Source organism: Kitasatospora sp. NEAU-69 (assembly GCF_057158765.1).
Map to the genome: position 1 here is coordinate 73,073 of NZ_JBWXUE010000012.1, position 22,550 is coordinate 95,622.

General features: G+C 73.1%; 15 protein-coding genes and 1 tRNA gene. 12 read left to right on the forward strand and 4 right to left on the reverse strand.

What is annotated here, in order from left to right:
* Positions 1–56 precede the first annotated feature (56 nt).
* The 9 genes from AC060L_RS15945 (at position 57) to AC060L_RS15985 (ending at position 17,060) form a co-directional block, all read left to right on the forward strand.
* Complete coding sequence (locus tag AC060L_RS15945; protein WP_483799399.1) at positions 57–7,319, forward strand: beta-ketoacyl synthase N-terminal-like domain-containing protein; 7,263 nt, start codon at positions 57–59, stop codon at positions 7,317–7,319.
* A gap of 35 nt (positions 7,320–7,354) precedes the next feature.
* On the forward strand, positions 7,355–8,989 hold the full coding sequence (locus tag AC060L_RS15950; RefSeq protein ID WP_483799400.1) for a PfaD family polyunsaturated fatty acid/polyketide biosynthesis protein: 1,635 nt from the start codon (positions 7,355–7,357) through the stop codon (positions 8,987–8,989).
* Between the two features lie 41 nt (positions 8,990–9,030).
* The gene (locus AC060L_RS15955; RefSeq protein ID WP_483799401.1) at positions 9,031–10,806 is read left to right on the forward strand and encodes an acyl-CoA dehydrogenase family protein; all 1,776 of its coding nucleotides are present in this window, start codon (positions 9,031–9,033) and stop codon (positions 10,804–10,806) included.
* 32 nt (positions 10,807–10,838) lie between these two features.
* Positions 10,839–12,641: an acyl-CoA dehydrogenase family protein gene (locus AC060L_RS15960; protein WP_483799402.1), complete on the forward strand. Its 1,803-nt coding sequence runs from the start codon at positions 10,839–10,841 to the stop codon at positions 12,639–12,641.
* Between the two features lie 33 nt (positions 12,642–12,674).
* Positions 12,675–12,905: a hypothetical protein gene (locus tag AC060L_RS15965; protein ID WP_483799403.1), complete on the forward strand. Its 231-nt coding sequence runs from the start codon at positions 12,675–12,677 to the stop codon at positions 12,903–12,905.
* Positions 12,902–13,615: a 4'-phosphopantetheinyl transferase family protein gene (locus tag AC060L_RS15970; RefSeq protein ID WP_483799404.1), complete on the forward strand. Its 714-nt coding sequence runs from the start codon at positions 12,902–12,904 to the stop codon at positions 13,613–13,615. The genes AC060L_RS15965 and AC060L_RS15970 overlap by 4 nt, the downstream gene beginning before the upstream one ends.
* Positions 13,616–13,664: 49 nt before the next feature.
* Complete coding sequence (locus AC060L_RS15975) at positions 13,665–14,969, forward strand: NAD(P)/FAD-dependent oxidoreductase (protein WP_483799405.1); 1,305 nt, start codon at positions 13,665–13,667, stop codon at positions 14,967–14,969.
* A gap of 138 nt (positions 14,970–15,107) precedes the next feature.
* Positions 15,108–15,518 (forward strand): DUF3291 domain-containing protein, encoded by a 411-nt coding sequence (locus AC060L_RS15980; protein ID WP_483799406.1) that lies wholly within the window; start codon positions 15,108–15,110, stop codon positions 15,516–15,518.
* Positions 15,519–15,602: 84 nt separating this feature from the next.
* Positions 15,603–17,060, forward strand: a complete 1,458-nt coding sequence (locus AC060L_RS15985) for an MFS transporter (RefSeq protein WP_483799407.1) — start codon at positions 15,603–15,605, stop codon at positions 17,058–17,060.
* 90 nt (positions 17,061–17,150) lie between these two features.
* Here the strand turns inward: AC060L_RS15985 and AC060L_RS15990 are convergent, their stop codons facing one another.
* Positions 17,151–17,777 (reverse strand): MerR family transcriptional regulator, encoded by a 627-nt coding sequence (locus AC060L_RS15990; protein WP_483799408.1) that lies wholly within the window; start codon positions 17,775–17,777, stop codon positions 17,151–17,153.
* On the opposite strand from AC060L_RS15990, the gene AC060L_RS15995 reads away from it, so the two are divergent.
* On the forward strand, positions 17,770–18,894 hold the full coding sequence (locus tag AC060L_RS15995) for a UDP-N-acetylmuramate dehydrogenase (RefSeq protein ID WP_483799409.1): 1,125 nt from the start codon (positions 17,770–17,772) through the stop codon (positions 18,892–18,894). The genes AC060L_RS15990 and AC060L_RS15995 overlap by 8 nt on opposite strands.
* Before the next feature lie 38 nt (positions 18,895–18,932).
* Here AC060L_RS15995 and AC060L_RS16000 read toward each other — a convergent pair whose 3' ends face one another.
* The 3 genes from AC060L_RS16000 to AC060L_RS16010 all read right to left on the reverse strand — a co-directional run bounded on the left by AC060L_RS16000 (position 18,933) and on the right by AC060L_RS16010 (position 21,627).
* Entirely contained in the window at positions 18,933–19,073 is a 141-nt protein-coding gene (locus AC060L_RS16000) for a hypothetical protein (RefSeq protein WP_483799410.1), read from the reverse strand.
* Between the two features lie 102 nt (positions 19,074–19,175).
* A complete protein-coding gene (locus AC060L_RS16005; RefSeq protein WP_483799411.1) occupies positions 19,176–20,240 on the reverse strand; it encodes an adenosine deaminase in 1,065 nt (354 codons plus the stop codon).
* A 151-nt stretch (positions 20,241–20,391) separates the two neighbouring features.
* Positions 20,392–21,627, reverse strand: a complete 1,236-nt coding sequence (locus AC060L_RS16010) for a pyridoxal phosphate-dependent aminotransferase (protein WP_483799412.1) — start codon at positions 21,625–21,627, stop codon at positions 20,392–20,394.
* 213 nt (positions 21,628–21,840) lie between these two features.
* On the opposite strand from AC060L_RS16010, the gene AC060L_RS16015 reads away from it, so the two are divergent.
* Positions 21,841–21,913 (forward strand) — tRNA-Trp (locus tag AC060L_RS16015).
* Between the two features lie 123 nt (positions 21,914–22,036).
* Positions 22,037–22,396, forward strand: a complete 360-nt coding sequence (gene secE / locus AC060L_RS16020; RefSeq protein WP_483799413.1) for a preprotein translocase subunit SecE — start codon at positions 22,037–22,039, stop codon at positions 22,394–22,396.
* The last annotated feature ends 154 nt before the right edge of the window (positions 22,397–22,550 follow it).

Consider the following 22,550-nt stretch of genomic DNA (forward strand, 5'->3'; position numbering starts at 1 on the left):
GGCTGCCGTGCGCTCCCGGACCGGACCGGCCGAACCCCTGGAGGGACAGAACTCCCATGCCCAAGTACGCCATCGTCGGCCTCTCCTGCCTCTTCCCGGGCGCTGCGGACCCGGACGCGTTCTGGCGCAACCTGCGCTCCGGCACCGACAGCCGGACCGAGGGCGGCCCCGAGGTCTTCGGACCGGCCGGCGAGCCCGACGCCGACCCGCAGCACCGGATCTACTGCACCAAGGGCGGTTTCGTCCGCGACTTCACCTTCGACCCGACCGGTTACCGGCTGCGCCAGGACCGGCTGGCCGGCCTCGACCCGGTCTTCCACTGGTCGCTGCACGTGGCCCGCGAGGCACTGCGCGACGGCGGCTTCGCCGAGCGCGCCGAGCTGCTCGCCCGCACCGGCCTGGTGCTCGGCAACTACTCGTTCCCGACGCCGGGTTCGGCCCGGATCAGCCTGCCGCTGGTGGACCAGGCGGTGCACGAGGGCCTGCGCCGGGCCGGCCTGCGGCTGCCCACGGCCGGTGCTGGCAGTGCGGCCGGGGCAGCCGGTGCGGCGGGTGCTCCGGTGGAGCCGCTGGACGCCAGTGTCAGCGGCGCCCCCGCCCGGATCGCCGCCGCCGCGCTCGGCCTCGGCGGTCCGCGCTACGCGCTGGACGCGGCCTGCTCCTCGGCGCTCTACGCGCTCAAGCTCGCCTGTGACCACCTGGCCACCGGTCAGGCCGACCTGATGCTGGCCGGCGGCGTCTGCGCGCCGGACCCGACGCTGATCCACCTCTCCTTCTCCGACCTGCACGCCTACCCCGAGAGCGGTTTCAGCCAGCCCTTCGACGCCCGCTCCGGCGGCATCCTGACCGGCCAGGGCGCGGGCATGTTCGCGATCCGGCGCCTGGCCGACGCGCAGCGCGACGGCGACGTGATCCACGCGGTGATCGACGGCATCGGCCTGAGCAACGACGGTGCCGGGCGCCACCTGCTGGTGCCCAGCGGCGCCGGCCAGCAGCAGGCGTACGAACGTGCGTACGCCGAGGCCGACGGCAAGCCGGCCGAGATCGACTACCTGGAGTGCCACGCGACCGGCACGCCGATCGGCGACAGCACCGAGGCCGCCTCGGTGGCCGCCTTCTTCGGCGCGCACGGCGAGCCGCCGCTGCTCGGTTCGGTCAAGGGCAACCTCGGCCACCTGCTGACGGTGGCCGGGGTGAGCAGCATGCTCAAGGTGATCCTGGCGATGCGCCACGGCGAGCTGCCGCCGACCATCGGGGTCGCCGAGCCGATCGAGGCGGCCGACACGCTGGTCCGCGAACTCCGGCCGTGGCCTGCCAGGTTGGGCGATTCGGGCGAGCCGGGCGAGCGCCGGGCCGCAGTCTCCGCGTTCGGCTTCGGCGGCACCAACGCGCACGTGGTGCTGACCGACCGCGCGAGCGCCGCAGCGCCGTCCGGTCCCGCCGCGCCGTCCGGGCCCGCCGCGCCGCTCGTGCTCGACATCACCGGCGTCGGCGCGCACTTCGGCTCCTTCGACGGCGCGGCCGCCTTCGAGCGCGCCGTGCACGACGGCACCGACGCGTTCGGCCCGCTGCCCGAGCGGCGCTGGCGCGGCCTGGAGGAGACCGGCGGTGGCACGCTGGCCGCCGCCGGCCTGACCCGGGAGCAGCTGCCGCCCGGCGCGTTCGTGGACACCGTCGCGCTGGACCCGGTGGACTACCGGATCCCGCCCGCCGACCTGCGCAACTACAACCTCCAGCACGCGCTGATCTCCAAGGTCGCCGACGAGGCGCTCGCCGATGCCGGCTTCAGCCGCGCGCCGGCGCCCGGGCAGTCCGCGCCAGCCGCCCGCCGGGTGGCCGTCGTGGTCGCGATGGAGATCGAGCCCAGCGCCCACCTGCACCTGGCCCGGTACGGCCTCGGCGCCCGGCTGCGCGAGCAGTTCGCCGCCGCGGGGGTCGAACTGACCGAGCACCAGCGGGAGCAGCTCACCGAGCTGTCCCGGGCGGGCGTGCACGAGCCGATCGTCGCGAACGAGGTGCTCAGCTACATCGGCAACATCATGGCGAGCCGGATCTCCTCGCTGTGGAACTTCACCGGCCCGTCATTCACCATCTCGGCCGAGGGCGCCGGCACCGCGCAGGGCCTGGAGACCGCCCGGCTGCTGCTGCTCGACCCGAGCATCGAGGCGGTCCTGGTCGGCGCGGTGGACCTGGCCGGCTCGCCTGAGCGCCTGCTGCTGCGGGTCGGCGCCGAGGGGGCCGGCGCGCCGGTCGCCGGCGCCGGTCTGACCTTCGGCGACGGCGGCCACGGCTGGCGGATCGGCGAGGGGGCGGGCGCGGTGCTGCTCACCCGCACGGGCGAGGGGTCCCGCCGGGCGTACGCCCGGCTGGACGCCGTCGCCGTCCGGCACGCCACCCCGGTCGATGGCGAGCTGCCGGAGGCCGACGCCGAGGCGCTCGCCGCGGCCGCCGCGGCCGCGCTGGCCGAGGCCCGGATCGAGGCCTCGGCGATCGGCTACCTGGAGGCGCACGCGGGTGGCACCGAGGCCCAGGACGCCGCCGAACTCGCCGCGCTGGCCGCCGTCTACCCGGCCGGGCGCAGCGAGTTCGCGCTCGGCAGCGCCAAGGCGCAGATCGGCGACACCCAGGGCGCGGCCGCGATGGCCGGCCTGCTGCGCGCGGTCTTCGCGCTGCACCACGGCTACCTGCCGGGCGTGCCCGGCTGGCAGCGCCCGTCCGCCGCGGCCGACGAACGGCTCGCCGCCGCCGGTGCCTACCTGCCCGACGCCTCCCGCCCGTGGCTGCGCGCCGAGCGGGACGGCCGGCGCCACGCCGCGGTCTCCTTCCTCGGCGCCGGCGGAGCGCACGGGCACCTGGTGCTCTCCGCCGAGCGGACCAGCGGCTCGATCGAGGAGCGCGGCTGGCAGCGCGCGGGCGGTCCGGTGCTGCTCGCGCTCAGCGCGGCCGAGGGGGCCGGTCTGCTCGCCGAACTCGACCGGCAGCGCGAGCTGCTGGCCGGTGGCGCCGACCCGTACCAGCTGGCGCGTGAGTCGGCGTCCGGGCTGCGGCCCGGCGGCGTCCGGGTCGTGCTGGTCGGCCGGGACGGCGTCGAGCTGGGGCGCCAACTCGAGCTCGCGGCCAGGGATCTGCCGCAGGCACTGGCCAAGGGTGAGGACTGGGCGACCCCGGCGGGCAGCTTCTTCGCGGCCCGCCCGATCGGGCCGGACGGCAAGGTCGCGCTGGTCTTCCCCGGCGCGGTGAACTCCTACCCGGGCCTGGGCCGCGACCTGTTCCGGGCCTTCCCCGGCCTGCTGGAGCGGTTCGAGGCCGAAGTGGCCACGCCGGACCGCACGTTCCGCGCCGCGAGCCTCTACCCGCGCACCCGGACCACGCCCGGCCGGCGCGAGCTGATGGCGCTGGAGGAGCGGCTCGCCGAGGACCTGCCGTTCATGCTGGCCACCGGCACCACCTTCGCGATCCTGCACACCGACCTGGTCCGGGAGATCCTCGGGGTCCGGGCGGACGGCGCGTTCGGCTACAGCCTGGGCGAGAGCAGCATGCTCTTCGCCACCGGCGGCTGGCAGCGCGGTGCCCGCCGGGACGACCGGATCAGCGCCACCCCGCTGTTCCGGCACCGGCTGACCGGCCCGCGCCGCACGGTGCGCGAGCTCTGGGGCCTGCCGGAGCAGACCGCGGACGCGGCGGTCTGGGCGAGCCACGTGCTGCTCACCGACGCGGACACGGTCCGGGCGGCGCTGGCGCGGCGCTACGACCGGGTCTTCCTGACCCACGTCAACACGCCCGGCGAGCTGGTGGTGGCCGGCGATCCGGCGCAGTGCCGCGCGCTGATCGAGGAACTGGGCTGCCCGGCGGCCCGCTCGCCGGTCAACGCGGTGATGCACTGCCCGGTGGTGGACGGCGAGCTGGCCGGCCTGGCCGGGCTGAACGACCACCCGGTCGGCTCCACCGGCGGCCTGGAGCTCTTCAGCGCCTACGACTACCAGCGGATCCCGGCCTTCGACCAGCAGCAACTGGCCGCCCGGATCGCGCACACGCTGCGCAGCACCATCGACTTCCCGCGCCTGGTGCGCACCGCCTATGACCAGGGCTTCCGCTACTTCATCGAGGTCGGCCCGAGCGCCACCTGCACCCGCTGGGTGCGCGAGACGCTCGGCGAGGCGGCGCACGTCGCGGTCTCGGTGGACCGCCGGGGGGTGCCGGCGGTGCGCGCGGTGGCGCAGCTGGTGTCCCGGCTGGTCGCGCACGGGCTGCCGGTGGACCTGACCGGTCTGCTCGGGCCGGCACCGGTGGCGGCCGGGCACGCGGCGCGGCTGCGGGTCCCGGTCGGCGGCGGTCCCTCGATCCCGGCCCGGATCGCGGCCGGCGCGAGCGCGGTGCTCGCCGCGGCGCCGCGGCCCGTGCTGGTCGGCGCCGGTGGGGGAGCGCTGCCGCCCGGCCCGCCTGCCGCCCTGCCCGTCCCGCCTTCCCCCGTCCCATCGCCGTCTCCCGTCCCTTCCCCGCCCCCGTCCGCGCACCTTCCGTTGGAGGAGCACGTCCCGATGCCCGCCGACCCCGTCCTCGCCGATCCGGACGCCATCTCCTTCGACGGTGAGCCGATCGCCTTCGTCCCGTGGGCCGATCCGGTCCCGACCGCCTCCGCCGTGCCGGCCGTCGCAGCTGCGCCGGTCACCCCGGCCACGCCGGCCACCCGGTCCGCGCCCGCGCCCGCCACGACTGCCCAGGCCCTGGTGCGCGAACTGCGCGAGCAGCTGATGAGCACCCACTCCGTGGTGATGGAGACGCAGCGCGTCCTCCAGGAGCACACGCTCGCCCGCACCGAGGCGCTGCTCAGCCCGTCCGGCCCGTCCGGCCGGCCTGCCCAGCCCGCCGTCGAGGAGCCGCTCACCGGCATCCTGCTCCCCGCCCCCGAGCCCCTCGCGCTCGCCGCCGAGCCGCAGGCCCCCGGCGTGCTGTGGAACCAGGCCGACCTGCTGGAGTTCGCCACCGGTTCGCTGGCCAAGGTGTTCGGCCCGGCCTTCGCCGAGATCGACGGCTACGCCAAGCGGGTGCGGCTGCCCGCCCCGCCGTACCACTTCGTCACCCGGGTCACCGGGCTGCGCGCCGAGACCGGCGTCTACCAGCCGTCCTTCATCCGCACCGAGTACGACGTGCCCGAGGACGCCTGGTACACCGTCGATGACGGCGTGCCGCCGGCCGTCGCGATCGAGGCCGGTCAGTGCGACCTGCTGCTGATCAGCTACCTCGGCATCGACTTCCGCAACAAGGGCGAGCGGGTCTACCGGCTGCTGGACAGCACGCTGGTCTTCCACGGCGACCTGCCGCGGGCCGGCCAGACGCTGCGCTACGACATCTCGATCAACCGTTTCGTCACCCAGGGCGACACCACGCTCTTCTTCTTCAGCTACCTCTGCTACGCGGACGGCGAGTTGATCCTGGAGCTGAAGGACGCCTCGGCCGGGTTCTTCAGCCAGGCCGAACTGGACACCCCGCTCGGCGTGGTGATCACCGAGAAGGAGCGGGCGGCCCGCGCGGCGCTGACCAAGGGCTGGTTCAAGCCGCTGGCCCGCACCGAGAAGAACCGGCTGACCGTCGCCGACCTGGAGCTGCTCGCGCAGGGCCGCCCCGGCCAGGTCTTCGGCCCCGAGCACGCCCAGGACGCCGGCCTCAACCCGGCGCTGCGACTGCCGGACGCCCGGCTGCGGATGGTCGACGAGCTCACCATCGACCGCACCGGCGGCCCGCGCGGCCTCGGCGCGATCAGCGCGACCAAGCGACTCGACCCGAACGCCTGGTACTTCGAGTGCCACTTCCCGGACGATCCGGTGCTGGCGGGCTCGCTGGTGGCCGAGGGCGCGGTGCAGGCGCTGCAGACGTACCTGCTGCACCAGGGCATGCACCTGGTGCTGCCCGACGCGCGGTTCCAGACCATCATCGGCCTGCAGACCGAGGTGCAGGTGCGCGGCCAGATCACCCCGGCGCACCGCGAGATCCGCTACGAGATCGAGGTGATGGAGCTGACCATGCTGCCGCGCCCCTCGGTGATCGCGGACGTGCTGGTCTACCTCGGCGACAAGCCGGTGATCCGGATGCGCAACTTCGGCATCCAGATCCGGGAGAAGGAGGGCACCCCGTACCGGCCCGAACTCGGCGGCGTCCCCGCGTTCCTGGGGCGGCGCAACCGCTCCGGCGAGCCGGCGATGATCAACGAGCTGCACCTGGCGCACGCCGCCAAGGGCGACCTGGGCACCGCGATGGGCCCGGAGTTCGACGTCTACGCGAACTCCCGCGCGCCGTACATCCCCAACGGGGACTTCCAGTTCGTCGATCGGATCATGTCGCTCAAGGGCACCCGCGGCGACCTCGACCCCGGCTCGGAGATGGTCACCGAGTACGACTCGCCGGCCGACGCCTGGTACTACCGGCAGAACAGCCACCCGCACATGCCGAACGCGGTGTACATGGAGAGTTCGCTGCAGGCGGCGATCCTGCTCGGCTACTACCTCGGCGCGACGCTCAAGCAGCCGAAGACCGAGTACGCGATCCGCAACCTGGACGGCCGGGCCACCCTGGTCAAGGACCTCGACCTGCGCGGCAAGACCATCAGGCACCACTCCAGGCTGCTGATGACCAGCGCGGTCTCCGGCGCGGTGCTGCAGAACTTCAGCTACGAACTCTCCGCCGACGGCGAGGTGTTCTACCGCGGCGAGTCGCTGTTCGGCTACTTCAGCGAGGCCGCGCTGGCCAACCAGGCCGGTCTGGACGCCGGGCGGTACGTCGCGCCCTGGCTGGAGGAGCACCGGCCCGCCGGCGTCCGACGGATCGAACTTCCCTCCGACGCACCGCAGTTCAGCGACCCGACCGGCGGCGCCCTGCACCTGCCGGGCGGGCACTTCCACCTGGTGGACCGGGTCGATCTGGTGGCCGACGGCGGCCGGTACGGCAAGGGCTACCTGCACGGGCAGCGCGAAGTCCGGCCGGACGAGTGGTACTTCGACTGCCACTTCCACCGCGACCCGGTGATGCCCGGCTCGCTCGGGGTGGAGGCGGTGCTCCAGGCGCTGCGCCTGTACGTGCTGGACCAGGGCCTCGCCGCAGACCTGGCGAACCCGCGCTTCGCGCTCGCCACCGACGTCGAGACGGCCTGGAAGTACCGCGGCCAGATCCTGCGCGAGGACCGCGAGTTGCGCTTCGACGTGCACATCAAGGAGGTCCGCCGCGAGGCCGGCCGGATCCTGCTGATCGCGGACGCCGACCTGTGGAAGCCGGGCCTGCGGATCTACGAACTGACCGACGTGGCCATCGAGGTCCGCGCCCAATGACCGCCGCACCGCCGCCTGAGGAGACGACTTCCCCCATGAGCCACCCGCCCACGCCACTGCACTGGCAGGGGACCGCGTACCCGAGCACCGACCCGGCCGGCGTCTACCAGGCCCTGGCCGACCTGGAGCGGCCCTGCTTCATCGTCAGCACCCCGCGCGGACTCGGCGCGGCGTCCGGCGGCCGGGCCGTGCCCGCCGGCACCGCCGGGCCCGACGGCCTGCCGCTGCTCGCCGCGGTCGCCCCGCTGCCGCCGCACCGGCTCGGCTCCTCGGCCTTCCTCACCGCGCACGGCGTGCGCCAGCCGTACGTCGCCGGCGCGATGGCCGGCGGGATCGCCTCCGCCGACCTGGTGATCGCGCTCGCCCGGGAGGGCTTCCTGGCCTCGTTCGGCGCGGCCGGGCTGCTGCCGGAGAGCATCGAGAAGGCACTGGCCCGGTTCGCGGCCGAGATCCCGGGCCTGCCGTTCGCCGTCAACCTGATCCACAGCCCGAGCGAGGAGCGGCTGGAGCGCGAGGCCGTCGAGCTCTTCCTGCGCTATGGCGTGCGCTGCGTGGAGGCCTCGGCGTTCATGGCGCTCAGCCCGCACATCGTCCGTTACCGGCTGGCCGGCCTGCGCCAGGACGCGAACGGCCGGCCGGTAGCCGAGCACCGGGTGATCGCCAAGATCTCCCGGACCGAGACCGCCGAGCGGTTCATGCGCCCGGCCCCGGCCGCGCTGGTCGGCTCGCTGCTCACCCAGGGCCTGATCACGCCCGCCCAGGCCGAGCTGGCCAAGTACGTGCCGATGGCCGACGACATCACGGTGGAGGCGGACTCCGGCGGCCACACCGACCGCCGGCCGCTGCCCGCGCTGCTGCCGAGCATCCTGCGGCTGCGCGACTCGGTGCAGCGCGAGCACCGCTACCCGACCCCGATCCGGGTCGGCGCGGCCGGTGGGCTGGGCAGCCCGGTGGCGATCTCGGCGGCGTTCGCGATGGGCGCCGCGTACGTGGTGACCGGCTCGGTCAACCAGGCCTGCGTGGAGTCCGGCGCGTCCAAAGCGACCAAGGCGCTGCTCGCCGAGGCGGGCATCGCGGACTGCGAGATGGCGCCGGCCGCCGACATGTTCGAGCTCGGCGTCGAGCTCCAGGTGCTGAAGAAGGGCACGCTCTTCCCGATGCGGGCCAAGCGGCTCTACGAGCTGTACCAGACCTACGACGGGCTGGAGGCGATCCCCGAGACGGACCGGGTCCGGCTGGAGACGCAGCTCTTCCGCCGCCCGCTGGAGGACGTCTGGCGCGAGTGCGTCGGCTACTTCGAGCGCCGCGACCCCGAGCAGCTGGCCCGCGCGGTGGACAGCCCCAAGCGGCGGATGGCGCTGGTCTTCCGCTGGTACCTGGGGATGAGCTCGCGCTGGTCCACCACCGGTGACCCGGACCGCACGCTGGACTACCAGATCTGGTGCGGGCCGGCGATGGGCAGCTTCAACGACTGGGTGACGGCCAGCTACCTCAAGGCGCCCGGCAACCGGCGGGTGGCCGAGGTTGCGCACCACCTGATGCGCGGCGCGGCCTTCCACACCCGGCTCGCGGCGCTGCGCACGGCCGGCGTGCAGATCCCGGCCGCTGCGGCGGACTACCGGCCGGTCCCGCTGGAGACCTCGCTGGGCAGCCTGGCAGGTGCGCTGTGACATTCAGGAGCGTGACATCCAGGAGCGGGACATTCAGGACCGTGACCTTCGACGCGGTGATGGACGAACTGGTCAGGAAGGCCGCCGAGCTGGAGCTCAAGCTCGGCGACGCCGACGACCCGGCCAACCCGTACGGCTTCGCCGCCGCCGCCCGGCGCGACGAACGCGACGAGTTCCCGGCCGAGTTGGCGGCGGTGCTGCGCGAGGCGGGGTTCCACCTCGACTACCTGCCGGCCGAGTGGGGCGGCAGCTTCGAGTCCTTCGACCGGAGCCTGATGCTGGTCCGGGCAGCCGCCCGGCGGGACCTCAACGCGATGCCGGCCACCATGTTCAGCATCACCGCGGCGACCTGCCTGCGGCTGCACGGCTCGGCGGAGCAGCAGGCCAGGGCGGCCGAACTGCTGCGCGGCGGCGGCGCGATCGGCTTCGCGCTCTCCGAGGCGGAGCACGGCAGCGACCTGCTGGCCAACGCGGTGCGGCTGGAGGAGACCGCGGCCGGGCTCCGGCTCAGCGGCCGCAAGTGGATGGTCGGGCTCGGCCGGCGCTGCGAGGCGCTCTACCTGGTGGCCCGGAGCGTCCCCCGGCCTTCGGCCGGGGGGACCCCCATGCGCGGCCCCGGGGCGTTCTCCGCGGTGCTGCTCGACCTCGCGACGGCCGGTCCCGGGCTGGACCGCGGCGCGCCGGTGCGCACCTCCGGCATGCGCGGGATCGACTTCGCGCACCCGGCCTTCAGCCAACTGCCGGTGGCGGCGGGCGATCTGGTCGGCAAGCCGGGCGAGGCGCTGGAGGTCGCGGTCAAGGCGCAGCAGGTGGTCCGGGTGATGAGCACCGCGGGCAGCCTCGGCTGCGCCGACACCGCGCTGCGGCTCACCCTGGACTTCGCCGCCGAGCGCCGCACCGGCCGTCAGGTGCTGCTGGAAACCCCATACCAGCGCCGCGAGTTGGCGATCGCCTCGGCGGCTCTGCTGGCCGCCGACGCGGTCGCGCTGGCGGCCGCGCGCGGGATCCACGTGGCGCCCGAGCAGTTCAGCGTCTGGGGCTGCGCGGCCAAGCACGTGGTCGCCGAGACGGTCGAGGACCTGCTCGCCCGTTGCGCCGCCACGCTGGCCACCCGCTCGGTGCTGCGCGGCGAGGGGCCGGGTGGCGGGCTCTTCCAGAAACTCCAGCGGGATGCCGCGCTGGTCCGGGTGGTGGACACCAGCACACTCGCCAACCTGCGTTCGTTCAGCGGCCAACTGCCGGCGATCGCCGCAGGATTGGGGAGCGGGGCGGCGGCCGGCCAGGACGCACTGCGGACCGCATTCGCGCTGGACGAGCCGCTGCCGCCGTTCGACCCGGCTCGGCTCGACCTGAACGCACGCGGCCGGGACCTCGTCACCGACGGGCTGGTCACAGGCAGTCTGGCGGACACCGCCGAGCTCGCCGTCCGCGAGCTGGCCGGGGCCGGCGCGCCCGCCGTGGCCGCGCTGGTGCAGCGGCTGCGTGCCGAGCTCCGGCAGCTGCCGGCCGAGGTTGCCGAGGCCCGGCCCGGCATCGAACTCGTCGATCTGGCCGAGAAGTTCGCCTGGCTGCACGCCGCCGCGAGCTGCCTGCGGCTCTGGTGGGCCAACCGCCACCTGCCGCTGCACGGCGCCAAGCCGGGACAGGCCGGCTGGCTCGGCGCCTGCCTCGGCTACCTGCTGGCCCGCGCCGAGGGCAGCACGCCCCGGCGCGCGGCCGAGCCGGCGGCGCCCGCGCTGGACCTGCTGCTCGCACTGCACGAGGACCACCGGCTCTTCAGTGCCCTGCCCGTCCCGCTCGCCAGGTGCTCGGCTTAGGGCCGGTCCGGCCCCTTCACTTCGGAGTCACCATGCCGTACCAAGAACTCACCAAGCTCGCCGCCGAGTTGGAGGCGTACCTCGGCGATCCGCACGACCCCGCCAGCCGGATGCCGTTCGCCGGGATCCTGGAGCACGACGAGCGCGAGGAGTACCCGTACACGTTCGTCAACCTGCTCCAGCGCTGGGGCGTGCACGAGTACAACATCCCCGAGGCGCAGGGTGGCCGGGCCGGGGACGTGGAGACCGGCTTCAACCTGCTGCGGCTGATCGCCCGCCGTGACCCGACCACCGCGACCGCGCTGATCATCACCAGCCTGGCCTTCATGCCCGCCTGGATCGCCGGCACCGAGGAGCAGAAGCAGTACCTGGCCGACGCGATGAAGCGCGGCAGCCGCTACGCCTGGGGCCTGTCCGAGCGCAACCACGGCAGCGACGTGCTGAGCAACGAGCTGAGCGCCGAAAAGGTCGAGGGCGGCTGGCTGCTGACCGGCGAGAAGTGGCTGATCGGCAACGCCCGGGTGGCCGACGGCCTGACCGTCTTCGCCAGGACCGGCGCCAAGGGTGGCCCGGCCGGCTACTCGATCTTCCTGCTGGAGAAGCGCCGCACCCCGGCCGGCGCCGTCGAGGAGCTGCCGAACGAGCGGTTGCACGGCCTGCGCGCGCTCGACATGAGCGGGATCCGGCTGGACCGGGTCTTCGTGCCGGACAGCGCGCTGATCGGCGCCGAGGGCGCCGGCCTGGAGATCGCACTGAAGACCTCCCAGGTGGCCCGCACGCTGATCGGCTCGATCGCGCTCTCGGCAGTGGACACCGCGCTGCGGATCACCCTGGACTTCACCGAACGGCGGGTGATCTTCGGCCGCACGGTCAGCGAGATGCCCTACTCGAAGCGCCAGCTGGTGGAGTGCTTCGCCGACCTGACGATCGCCGACGCGGTCAGCCTGGGGGCCGTGCGCAGCCTGCAGCTGCTGCCCGAGCAGGCCAGCGTCTGGTCCTCGGTGGCCAAGTACTTCGTCCCCACGCTGCTGGAACGCACCATGTCCCAGCTGAACATCGTGCTCGGCGCCCGGTTCTACCTGCGCGCCACCGAGCACTACGGCATTCACCAGAAGATGCTCCGCGACCTGCCGGTGGCGAACTTCGCCGACGGCAACACGGTGGTCAACCTGAAGAACCTGGCACTCCAGCTGGACGGTCTGCTCAGTGCGGCCGCCGCCCCGCCGCCGGCCGCGGCCGAGGCGGCCGGGGAGAACGTGCGCACGCTCTACGGTCCGGACCGCCCGCTGCCGCTCTACCGGCCGTGGGACCAGGAGCTCTACAGCCGCGGCCGGGACGACGCGCTGCTCGCCGCGCCCGCCGCACTGCGCGCGCTGCGCGAGCGGGCCACCGCGGCGACGGGGGAGCAGGGCGACTGGCTGCACCGGGCCGCCGAGGTCGCCGCCGAGCTGCTCGGCCAGGCCGGGCCGCTCGGCGCGCGCTGCACCGAACTGCGCGCCGAACTCGGCCGGGAGTACGGCCAGTCGGCCGAGCTATTCGACCTGGCGAAGCAGTACTGCCTGCTGCACGCGGTCGCCGCCTGCCTGCACGGCCACCTGCACGGTGACGTTCACCCGGGCCCGTCCGCAGCCGAAGCCCAACCCAACGCGGCGCTGCTGCTGCTCCAGCTGGAGCGGCTGCGCCGGCAGTGGTACCCGCACCAGGCGGTCACCGACGCCCGGGTGGTGGACGAGGTGATGCGGGTGCTGCGGCACCTCTACTCGGCGGACCGGCTCTTCTCCGCCTGGCAGTTCCAGCTCGCCGAGCGCGGCGGGCTCAGCGCCGCCGACAGCTGACCGCCGCACGGCCGACCGGATCAGGAGCTCCCCATGGCGCAGCAAACCGCCCGAACCAGCACCACCCGTACCCGCACCCGAACCAGCGCCACCCGGACCCGCACCGCATGCCCGCACTGCCGGCGAGCCGTCCCCGCCGACCGGCTCGACCAGGACCTCAAGCTCTGCCCCGCCTGCTGTGCGGAGCTGCGCAGCACCATGACCCAGTGGCTGGGCCAGCTGGTCGGCCTCGGCGGCTACCTCCCCGAGGCGAGCCGGCCGTGACCTCCGACTGCCACCTGTGGCTGCTCCCCGAGCAGGCCGTGGACCGCTTCGCGGCCCGGCACGGCGGCCCGGAGCTGCTCACCGCCGAGGAGCGCGGCCGGCTGGACCGGCTGCGCTCGCCGGCGGCCCGCCGCCGCCACCTGGGCGCCCGGGTGCTCTCCCGGTACGCCCTGAGCGCCCGCTCCGGCCGGCCGCTGACCGCCTGGCGGTTCCGGACGGCCGAGGGCGGCCGCCCGGAGCCCGGCCCCGGCGCCGACGGACTGCGCTTCAACCTCTCGCACACCGAGGGCCTGATCGTCTGTCTGGTCAGCCGCGACGCCAGCTGCGGGGTGGACGTCGAGCGCACCCCGGCCGGTCCCGACGCGCTGCGCCACCTGCCGCGACTGCTCGCCGAACCGGAGCGGGCGGATCTGGAATCCTCCGAACCGGCCACGCGTTCCGCTAAGTTGGCGTCGTACTGGGTGCTCAAGGAGGCCTATCTCAAGGCTCTCGGCACCGGCCTGCGGCGCAGTCTGGCCGGCTTCTCGTTCCACCCGCCGGCCGACGCCCCGCTCCGTCCGCACGCCGAGATCCGGCTGCAGGATCCGGCCGAGCCGCCCGCCCGCAACGCCGGGTGGAAGTTCGAACTGCTCAGCCCCGCACCGGGTTTCGTGCTCGCCACAGCCGTCGAGAACGGCGCCGGCGGACACCTGCACACCACGTACCTCTGAACCCTCGGTACCCCCGCATCCTCGAACCTTCGACCAAAGGGATTTTCCGATGCCCACCAACCAGCAGCCCCGGGTCGCCGTCGTCGGTGCCGGCGTGGCCGGCCTGTCCGCCGCCTACCGCCTGCGCGAGCACGCCGAGATCACGCTGTTCGAGAAGGACGACCGGCTCGGCGGCCACGCCAACACGATCGAGGTCGAGGACGCGGGCCGCACCCTCGGCATCGACACCGCCTTCGTGGTGATGAACCGTCCGAGCTACCCGAACTTCGGGAAGTTCCTCGACGAGCTCGGGGTGGCCACCCGTCGGCACGAGGGCGGCTTCAACTTCTTCGACCTGGACAACGGACTCCAGTACGGCACGGCCGAGATGGCCCTGGCCGAGGAGGAGGTGGCGACCCGCTACTCGGCGCAGTTCCGCACCCTCTGGCGCGAGGCCCGCCGGTTCCACACCGAGGGCCGCCGGGACTTCCTGCGCAAGCGCACCGACCTGCCGCTCGGCGAGTACCTCGACCGCGGCGGCTACAGCCAGGAGTTCCGCCACGGCTACGTGATCCTGCTCTGCACCGCGGTCTGGTCGGTGCCCGCCGAGCTGATCTGGGAGATGCCCGCGACCACCGTGATCGCCTTCTTCATGGCGCACGACGAGGGCGGCCTCGGCGGCCGGCAGGTCGACTGGCAGACCGTGGTCGGCGGCTCGATCTCGTACGTCCGCAAGGCCGTTGCCGCGATCGACCCCAAGGTGCGGCGGGCCGAGCCGGTCACCGCGATCACCGAGCGGCCGTACGGCGTGACGGTGCGGACCGCGGCCGGCAGCGAGCAGTTCGACTACGCGGTGGTCGCGGTGCACGGCGACCAGGCGCGCGACATCCTCGTCGAGCCCACCGACCTGCAGCGCAGCACGCTCTCCCGGATCCGGTACAACGCCTCGACCGCAGTGCTGCACACCGACGCGAGCGCGATGCCCGCCGACCGCTCCCGCTGGGACAACTGGAACTACGGCAAGGTCACCGTCGCCGGCGAGATCCGCCCCTACGTCGCCTACTACATGAACCGGCTGCACGGCTTCGAGTCCGAGCGGGACTACTTCGTCACGCTGGACTGCCCGCTGCCGCTGCGCGAAGAGCTGGTGATCCGCGAACTGCGGTACGAGCACCCGGTGATCGACATGGACCTGCGCAACCTCCAGCAGACCATCTACCGGGTCAACGAGGGGACCAGGGTCAAGCTCTGCGGCTCCTACTTCCACTCCAAGCGGCTCTACCACGACCAGATCGGCTCGCACGAGGCCGCGTTCTCGTCCGGCCAGGAGGCCGCCGAGCAGCTGCTGCGCGAGCTCGGCCGCGACGCCGGCTGATCCCCGGTCGAACACCGGCCGAAGCCGACCGGCCTGAAACCGATCGGCTTGAAACCGGTCGTGCCGAAGCCGTTTGAAGCCTGCCGCCATCCGGCATAATGGATAGTGTCAGGTGCCACTATCCGCCGAGGAGGCATCATGCCCACCCTGCCCTGGACCACCCCCAACCCGCCCCGCCCGCAGACCCGGGCGCTCGTCATGGCCTCGCGGCTGGAGGTCCGCTCGTTCCGGGACGTGCCCCGCTTCTTCCTGAAGTCGCTGGCCGCCTGGCGGCAGGTGAAGAGCGCTCCGGGCGCTCTCGGTGCCTCCCTGATCGCCCAGCCGCTCAAGCGGACCTTCTGGACGCTCTCCGCCTGGGAGACCCGCGAGCAGCTCTACACCTACGCCAAGACCGAGCCGCACAAGTCCGTGATGACCTCGCTGCGCCCGACCATGCGGGAGTCCGTCTTCACGTTCTGGGAGGTCCCGGTCGAGGAGCTCCCGATCCGCTGGCCCGACGCGCAGCGCCGGCTCGCCGAGCAGCAGCGCGCCGACGCGGCCCAGGGCTGACCGCCGCCCTGTCCTTCCAGCTTCCTTCCGACTTCCTTCCAGCCTTTCCGAGCAGAACCGAAGTTCCCCAGGGAGGGAACCGTCATGTCCACCCAGGACCGCCCCACAGTGCCGCTCTGGCTCTCGATCGTCGCCTGCAGCCTGCCGATGTTCATGGTCGCGCTGGACAACCTGGTCGTCTCCACCGCGCTGCACACGCTGGCGATCGACCTGAAGGCGAACACCACCGACCTCCAGTGGTTCGTCAACGCCTACGTGCTCAGCTTCTCCTGCCTGCTGCTGATCGGCGCGGCCCTCGGTGACCGGTTCGGCCGCCGCAAGGTCTTCGCGATCGGCATCGCGATCTTCACGCTGGCCTCGATCTCCTGCGGCCTGGCGACCACCAGCGGCGAGCTGATCGCGGCCCGCACCGTGCAGGGCTTCGGCGCGGCGGCGGTCATGCCGCTCTCGCTCACGCTGCTCTCGCAGGCCGTCCCCGAGCGGCTGCGCAGCCTCTCGCTCGGCCTCTGGGGTGCGGTCAGCGGCCTGGCCATCGCGCTCGGCCCGGTGGTCGGCGGCGCGGTCGTGGACGGCCTGGCCTGGCAGTGGATCTTCTGGATCAACGTGCCGGTCGGCATCATCGCGATCCCGCTGATCTTCAAGGTGCTGCGGGAGAGCAAGGGCGAGCGGGTCGCGCTGGACCTGGTCGGCATGCTGCTGGCCGCGGCCGGGCTGCTCGCGGTGGTCTGGGGCATCGTCAACGGCAGCTCCGACGGCTGGACGGACGGCCGGATCGTCGGCGCGTTCACGGCCGGCGCGGTGCTGCTGGTGGCGTTCGTGCTCTGGGAGCGCCGGGTCGAGCACCCGCTGCTGCCGCTCGGCTTCTACCGGATCCGCGCGTTCACGCTCACCAACATCGTCTCCGCCTCGATGTACTTCGGGGTCTTCGGCTCGATCTTCTTCCTCTCCCAGTACCTGCAGATCGCGCCGCCGCGCTCGCCGCTCCAGGCCGGCGTGCTGACGCTGTCCTGGACGCTGATGCCGATGTTCATCGCGCCGGTGGCCGGCGCGATCACCGACCGGGTCGGCGGCGGGCGGCTGATGGCGCTCGGGCTCTTCCTGCAGGCCGGCGGACTCGCCTGGATCGACCTGGTGGCCGGCGCGGACACGCCGTACTCGCACCTGGTCGGCGCGATGATCCTGGCCGGCGCCGGGATGGGCTTCGCGATCGCGCCGACCGCCTCGGTGGTGCTCGGCGCGGTCGGGGCCGAGCACCGCGGCAAGGCGTCCGGCGCCAACACCACGGTGCGCGAGATCGGCGGCGCGCTCGGCATCGCCGTGCTGAGCAGCGTCTTCCTGGCGCACGGCAGCGCCGCGAGCGCGGCCGACTTCGCCCGCGGACTGCACCCGGCGGTCTGGGTCGGGGTCGGCGTGGTGGTCTTCGGCGGCGTCTGCGCGCTCTTCATCCCGCACACCCGGCGCCCGGCAGCCGAGCCCGCGGCGGCCGAGCAGCAGCCGCCGGCCGAGCCCTCGCCGCTGGACGAGGTGCCGGCCGCGGTCTGACCCGGCCCACGAGCGAAGCCCCCGTCACGCACCAGGCGTGACGGGGGCTTCGCTCACTTCTCCCGCCGGCTCACCGGCTCTCGCGGCTCCTCAGCCCTCGAACAGCCGGTGCGAGGCGTCCGACTGCGCGAGCCGGCGCATCGAGCCGAACACCGCCTCGCCCAGCACGGTGCCGAGCACCGCGCCCTCCACGATGCTGTCCACGCCGTCCCGGCGCCCGATCAGCGCGAGCTCGGCGGTGGAGAGCCGCTCGGCCGCGTTCGCGTAGTCGTCGAAGACGTCCAGCAGGTCGTCCTGCCCCAGGTCGCGGATGGTGACCACCAGCTGGGCCAGCGCCCGCCGGGCCGGGTTCGCGGGCTTGACCGCCCAGCCGTGCCGCTCGATCAGCTCGTCCACCAGCCGTTCGGCCTGCTCCCAGTCGGCGCTGTCGCCGCCGGTGACCTGCGGGGTGACGGCCGACTGGGCGACGCCGAGCACCTCGTGCAGGCCGGTGCCGGGCTCGTCGATCGCGCCGAGCACCTCCCGGGTGGCGGCCACCGAGAGCTTGCCCACCTCGGTCATCGCCCGGACCAGCTTCAGCCGGTGCAGGTGCCCGTCGCCGTACTGCGCCTGGTTGTGGCTGGTCAGCTCGCCGGCGGGCAGCAGGCCCTCCCGCAGGTAGTACTTGATGGTGGGCACCGGCACCCCGGTCCGCCTGCTCAGCTCTCCGATGCGCATATGGATAGCATACGTCTCCACAATCCATCCTGACCGGAGGGTGAACCGGTCATCCACTACCGTGGTGGGCGTGCACGTGACCGAGAACGCCCCCCTCGCCCCGCTGACCACGCTGCGGCTCGGCGGCCCCGCCCGCCGACTGGTGACCGCGCAGACCGACGACGAGGTGGTGGCCGCCGTCCGCGCGGCCGACGCCGCCGGTGAGCCGCTGCTGGTGATCGGTGGCGGCAGCAACCTGGTGATCGGCGACGCGGGCTTCGACGGCACCGTGCTGCGGATCGCCACCACGGGCTTCGCGCTGGACGGCACGAGCCTGGAGCTGGCGGCCGGCGAGGTCTGGTCCGAGGCGGTCACCCGGACCGTCGAGGCGGGGCTCGCGGGCATCGAGTTCCTGGCGGGCATCCCCGGCTCGGCCGGTGCCACGCCGGTGCAGAACGTCGGCGCATACGGCCAGGAGGTCGCGCAGAGCATCACCGAGGTCCTCGCGTACGACCGCGTCGCCGGCGAGACCCTGGTGCTCACCAACGAGGAGTGCGCCTTCTCCTACCGGCACAGCCGCTTCAAGGCCGAGCCGGACCGCTACGTGGTGCTCCGGGTCCGCTTCGCGCTGGAGGACGCCGCCGGCTCGTCCAGCCCGATCCGGTACCCCGAGGTGGCCGGCACGCTCGGCGCGGCGGCCGGCGACCGGGTCGCGCTGCGCACGGCGTACGAGACGGTGCTGCGGCTGCGGGCCGGCAAGGGCATGGTGCTGGACCCGGCCGACCACGACACCTGGTCCGCCGGCTCCTTCTTCACCAACCCGCTGCTGACGCCCGAGCAGTACGCCGGCTTCCTCGCGAAGGTGACCGAGCGCGAGCTGACCGCCCCGGCCTTCCCGGGCCCGGACGGCCGGACCAAGACCTCGGCCGCCTGGCTGATCGACCGGGCCGGCTTCGGCAAGGGCTACGGCTCCGGCCCGGCGACGCTCTCCACCAAGCACACCCTGGCGCTGACCAACCGCGGCCGGGCCAGCACCGAGGACCTGCTCGCGCTGGCCCGGGAGATCCGGGACGGCGTGCGGGCGGCCTTCGGCGTCGAGCTGGTCAACGAGCCGGTGATGGTCGGCGTCGAGCTCTGAATTGTCGAGCTCTGACTTTCCGAGTCGGGCTCCGAGCGTCAGAACCGGCGGCGGGCCGAGCGCAGCGCGAGCACGACCACCAGCGCGACCAGCACCAGCAGCACGGTGAGCAGGATGCCGAGCCCACCCCCGTGCGTGCTCCGGTAGTAGTAGCTGTGGTGCACGACGTGGTGCACCATGACGTGATGCGTCGTGTGGCTACTGCTGTGGCTGGTGCTGTGACTGCTACTGCTGTGGCTGCTGCTGGTGCTGTGACTGCTGTGGTGTGAGCTCACGAGCGGTCAGCTTGCCACGCCCCCCACCGGCGAGTTCAGCCAGGTGTCGATATCGGCGAGCAGCTCCTTGCGCACCCCCTCCGGTGCCTGCGAGCCGCGCACCGACTGCCGGGCCAGTTCGGCCAGTTCGGCGTCCGAGAAACCGTGTGCCTCACGGGCGAGCCGGTACTGCGCGGCCAGCCGGGAGCCGAAGAGCAGCGGGTCGTCGGCGCCCAGCGCGAGCGGTACACCGGCCTCGAAGAGGGCCCGCAGCGGGACGTCCTCGGCCTTGTCGTAGACGCCGAGCGAAACGTTCGAGGACGGACAGACCTCGCAGGTCACCTGACGGTCCGCCAGCCGCTGGAGCAGCCGGGCGTCCTCGGCGGCCCGCACGCCGTGGCCGATCCGGCCCGCGCCCAGGTCGTCCAGGCAGTCCCGGACCGACTCGGGGCCGGCCAGCTCGCCACCGTGCGGCGCGGCCAGCAGGCCGCCCCGGCGCGCGATCGCGAAGGCCCGGTCGAAGTCGCGGGCCAGCCCGCGCCGCTCGTCGTTGGAGAGCCCGAAGCCGACCACGCCCTGATCGGCGTAGCGCACGGCGAGCCGGGCCAGCGTGCGGGCGTCCATCTCCGACTTCATCCGGTTCGCCGCGACCAGCACCCGGATCCCCACCCCGGTCGCGGCCGAGGCCTCCCGGACGGCGTCCAGGACCAGTTCGAGCGCCGGGATCAGACCGCCGAGCCGCGGTGCGTACGAGGTCGGGTCGACCTGGATCTCCAGCCAGCGCGAGCCGTCCGTGACCTCGTCCTCGGCGGTCTCGCGGACCAGCCGGCGGATGTCGTCCTCGTCGCGCAGCACCGAGCGCGCGGTGTCGTAGAGCCGCTGGAACCGGAACCAGCCGCGCTCGTCCGTCGCGCTGAACCGTTTGGGTGCATTGGAGGTGGTGCCGGAGCTGAGCGCCTCCGGCAGCCGGACCCGGTGCTTCTCGGCCAGCTCCAGCAGCGTGGCCGGACGCATCGAGCCGGTGAAGTGCAGGTGCAGATGGGCCTTCGGCAGCGCCCGCAAGCAACGGTCGTTCTTGGCTTGCTGTTCCATCCACGAATCCTGCCGCATCGACCCCGGCGGCAGCCACCCCGATAACGAGGAAACCGCCCCTTTCGGATCCCTCGAAGGGGTGAAAGGGGCGGTCAGCCGAATCTGACGCCGGCTCGGGGCCTGTCCCGCCTGTCCGGTGTGTCCGGTGTGCTCAGTCGCGGGCCTCGGCGAGCAGCTTCTGCATCCGGGCCACGCCCTCGGCCAGGTCGGCGTCACCGAGCGCGTAGGAGAGGCGCAGGTAGCCGGGGGTGCCGAAGGCCTCGCCCGGGACCACCGCGACCTCGGCCTCGTCCAGGATCAGCGTCGCCAGCTCGGCCGAGGTCTGCGGGCGCTTGCCGCGGATCTCCTTGCCGAGCAGGCCCTTCACCGACGGGTAGGCGTAGAACGCGCCCTGCGGCTCCGGGCAGTAGACGCCCTCGATCTCGTTGAGCATCCGGACGATGGTCTGCCGGCGCCGGTCGAACGCGACCTTCATCTCCTCGACCGCCGTCAGGTCGCCGCTCACCGCGGCCAGCGCGGCCCGCTGCGCGACGTTGCTCACGTTGGAGGTGGCGTGCGACTGCAGGTTGGCCGCGGCGGCCACCACGTCCTTGGGGCCGATCATCCAGCCGACCCGCCAGCCGGTCATCGCGTACGTCTTCGCCACGCCGTTGACCACGATGCACTTGTCGGCCAGCTCCGGCAGCAGCGCGGGCAGTGAGGTGAACGTCGCGTCGCCGTAGACCAGGTGCTCGTAGATCTCGTCGGTCAGCACCCACAGGCCGTGCTCCAGCGCCCAGCGGCCGATCGCCTCGGCCTCCGCCTCGGTGTAGACCGCGCCGGTCGGGTTGGACGGCGAGACGAAGAGCACCACCTTGGTGTTCTCGGTGCGGGCGGCCTCCAGCTGCTCCACCGAGACCTTGTAGCCGGTGGTCTCGTCCGCCACCACGGTGACCGGGACGCCGCCGGCGAGCTGGATCGACTCGGGGTAGGTGGTCCAGTACGGGGCCGGGACGATGACCTCGTCGCCCGGGTCCAGGATCGCGGCGAAGGCCTCGTAGATCGCCTGCTTGCCACCGTTGGTCACCAGCACCTGGGAGGCCTCGACCTGGTAGCCGGAGTCGCGCAGCGTCTTGGCCGCGATGGCCGCCTTGAGCTCGGGCAGGCCGCCGGCGGGGGTGTACCGGTGGTTCTTCGGGTCCTGGCAGGCCTCGACGGCCGCTGCGACGATGTAGTCCGGCGTCGGGAAGTCCGGCTCGCCGGCGCCGAAGCCGATCACGGGGCGGCCGGCCGCCTTGAGGGCCTTGGCCTTGGCGTCGACGGCGAGGGTCGCGGACTCGGCGATGGCGCCGATCCGGGCGGAGACCCGACGGTCGGAGGGGCGGGTGGCGGGGGTGGGAGCGCTCATGTCTGCATGGTCGCAGAAGCCGGGGGGCCGGTGCCGGGCGGTTTCAGCATCCAAGCGGACTCGTCCGGTGGGTGAATCCGGTTCGACCAAACGCCGGTGAACCCGTACACTCACTGATCGACGGCAGCGACCGCCGACACCGGCACCGAAAGCGTTCTCCACGTGGACGGTCCGATGAGGTAGGTTGTCGTCCAAGGCGCTGCGAGGCGCCGTAGGGTACTAGCTCAATTGGTAGAGCACCGGTCTCCAAAACCGGCGGTTGGGGGTTCAAGTCCCTCGTGCCCTGCTGCTTGATCCAAGTCCAGCCCGTTCGCTCAGCTAGAGCGAGCGGGCTTGATGCGGAGATGGCCCCAATCGCTCTGCCAGGGTCGGTTGACCTTCGGCTCGACCCGGATTCAGGTGAGGACGAGTGACGGAGACCACGGGCTCCACGGCAACGCCTGAGAGCGGTAACTCCGAGGGTGCCGAGGACGCGGTCGATGGCGCCTCGGCCGCCGAGGACAAGACCCTCTCACGGCGCGAGCGCAAGCGCGCCAACAAGGCCGGTGGCGAGAAGGGTTCGGGCAAGCGCGCCAAGCGCGGCCTGTTCGCCCGCATCAGCCTGTACTACCGCCAGATCATCGCGGAACTCCGCAAGGTCGTCTGGCCCACCCGCAGCGAGCTGATGAACTACACCACCGTCGTGGTGGTCTTCGTCGCTGTGATGATCGGCCTGGTCGCGACCCTGGACTGGGGCTTCGCCAAGGCCAGCTTCGCCATCTTCGGCTGAGCACCGGACTCTCCGCTCGACCGGGCTTCACCGCCCCGCCGACCGCCGCCGGTGCGCCGCGTACAGCTTTCCCCCGACCCGGGTCGGCCCCCTTCGAACACCGACGGGGGACCGGTCCGGGTCGAGCTGTCGGCGCCGGACGGACGAGCCCGCT

Excerpts from the sequence above, each read along its gene's own strand:
- AC060L_RS15995 (WP_483799409.1), top strand. The coding sequence starts at position 17,770 with ATGCGCATATGGATAGCATACGTCTCCACAATCCATCCTGACCGGAGG.
- AC060L_RS15985 (WP_483799407.1), top strand. The coding sequence starts at position 15,603 with ATGTCCACCCAGGACCGCCCCACAGTGCCGCTCTGGCTCTCGATCGTC.
- AC060L_RS15950 (WP_483799400.1), top strand. The coding sequence starts at position 7,355 with ATGAGCCACCCGCCCACGCCACTGCACTGGCAGGGGACCGCGTACCCG.
- AC060L_RS15980 (WP_483799406.1), top strand. The coding sequence starts at position 15,108 with ATGCCCACCCTGCCCTGGACCACCCCCAACCCGCCCCGCCCGCAGACC.
- AC060L_RS16010 (WP_483799412.1), bottom strand. The coding sequence starts at position 21,627 with ATGAGCGCTCCCACCCCCGCCACCCGCCCCTCCGACCGTCGGGTCTCC.
- AC060L_RS16000 (WP_483799410.1), bottom strand. The coding sequence starts at position 19,073 with ATGGTGCACCACGTCGTGCACCACAGCTACTACTACCGGAGCACGCAC.
- AC060L_RS16005 (WP_483799411.1), bottom strand. The coding sequence starts at position 20,240 with ATGGAACAGCAAGCCAAGAACGACCGTTGCTTGCGGGCGCTGCCGAAG.
- AC060L_RS15965 (WP_483799403.1), top strand. The coding sequence starts at position 12,675 with ATGGCGCAGCAAACCGCCCGAACCAGCACCACCCGTACCCGCACCCGA.
- AC060L_RS15975 (WP_483799405.1), top strand. The coding sequence starts at position 13,665 with ATGCCCACCAACCAGCAGCCCCGGGTCGCCGTCGTCGGTGCCGGCGTG.
- AC060L_RS15960 (WP_483799402.1), top strand. The coding sequence starts at position 10,839 with ATGCCGTACCAAGAACTCACCAAGCTCGCCGCCGAGTTGGAGGCGTAC.
- AC060L_RS15945 (WP_483799399.1), top strand. The coding sequence starts at position 57 with ATGCCCAAGTACGCCATCGTCGGCCTCTCCTGCCTCTTCCCGGGCGCT.
- AC060L_RS15990 (WP_483799408.1), bottom strand. The coding sequence starts at position 17,777 with ATGCGCATCGGAGAGCTGAGCAGGCGGACCGGGGTGCCGGTGCCCACC.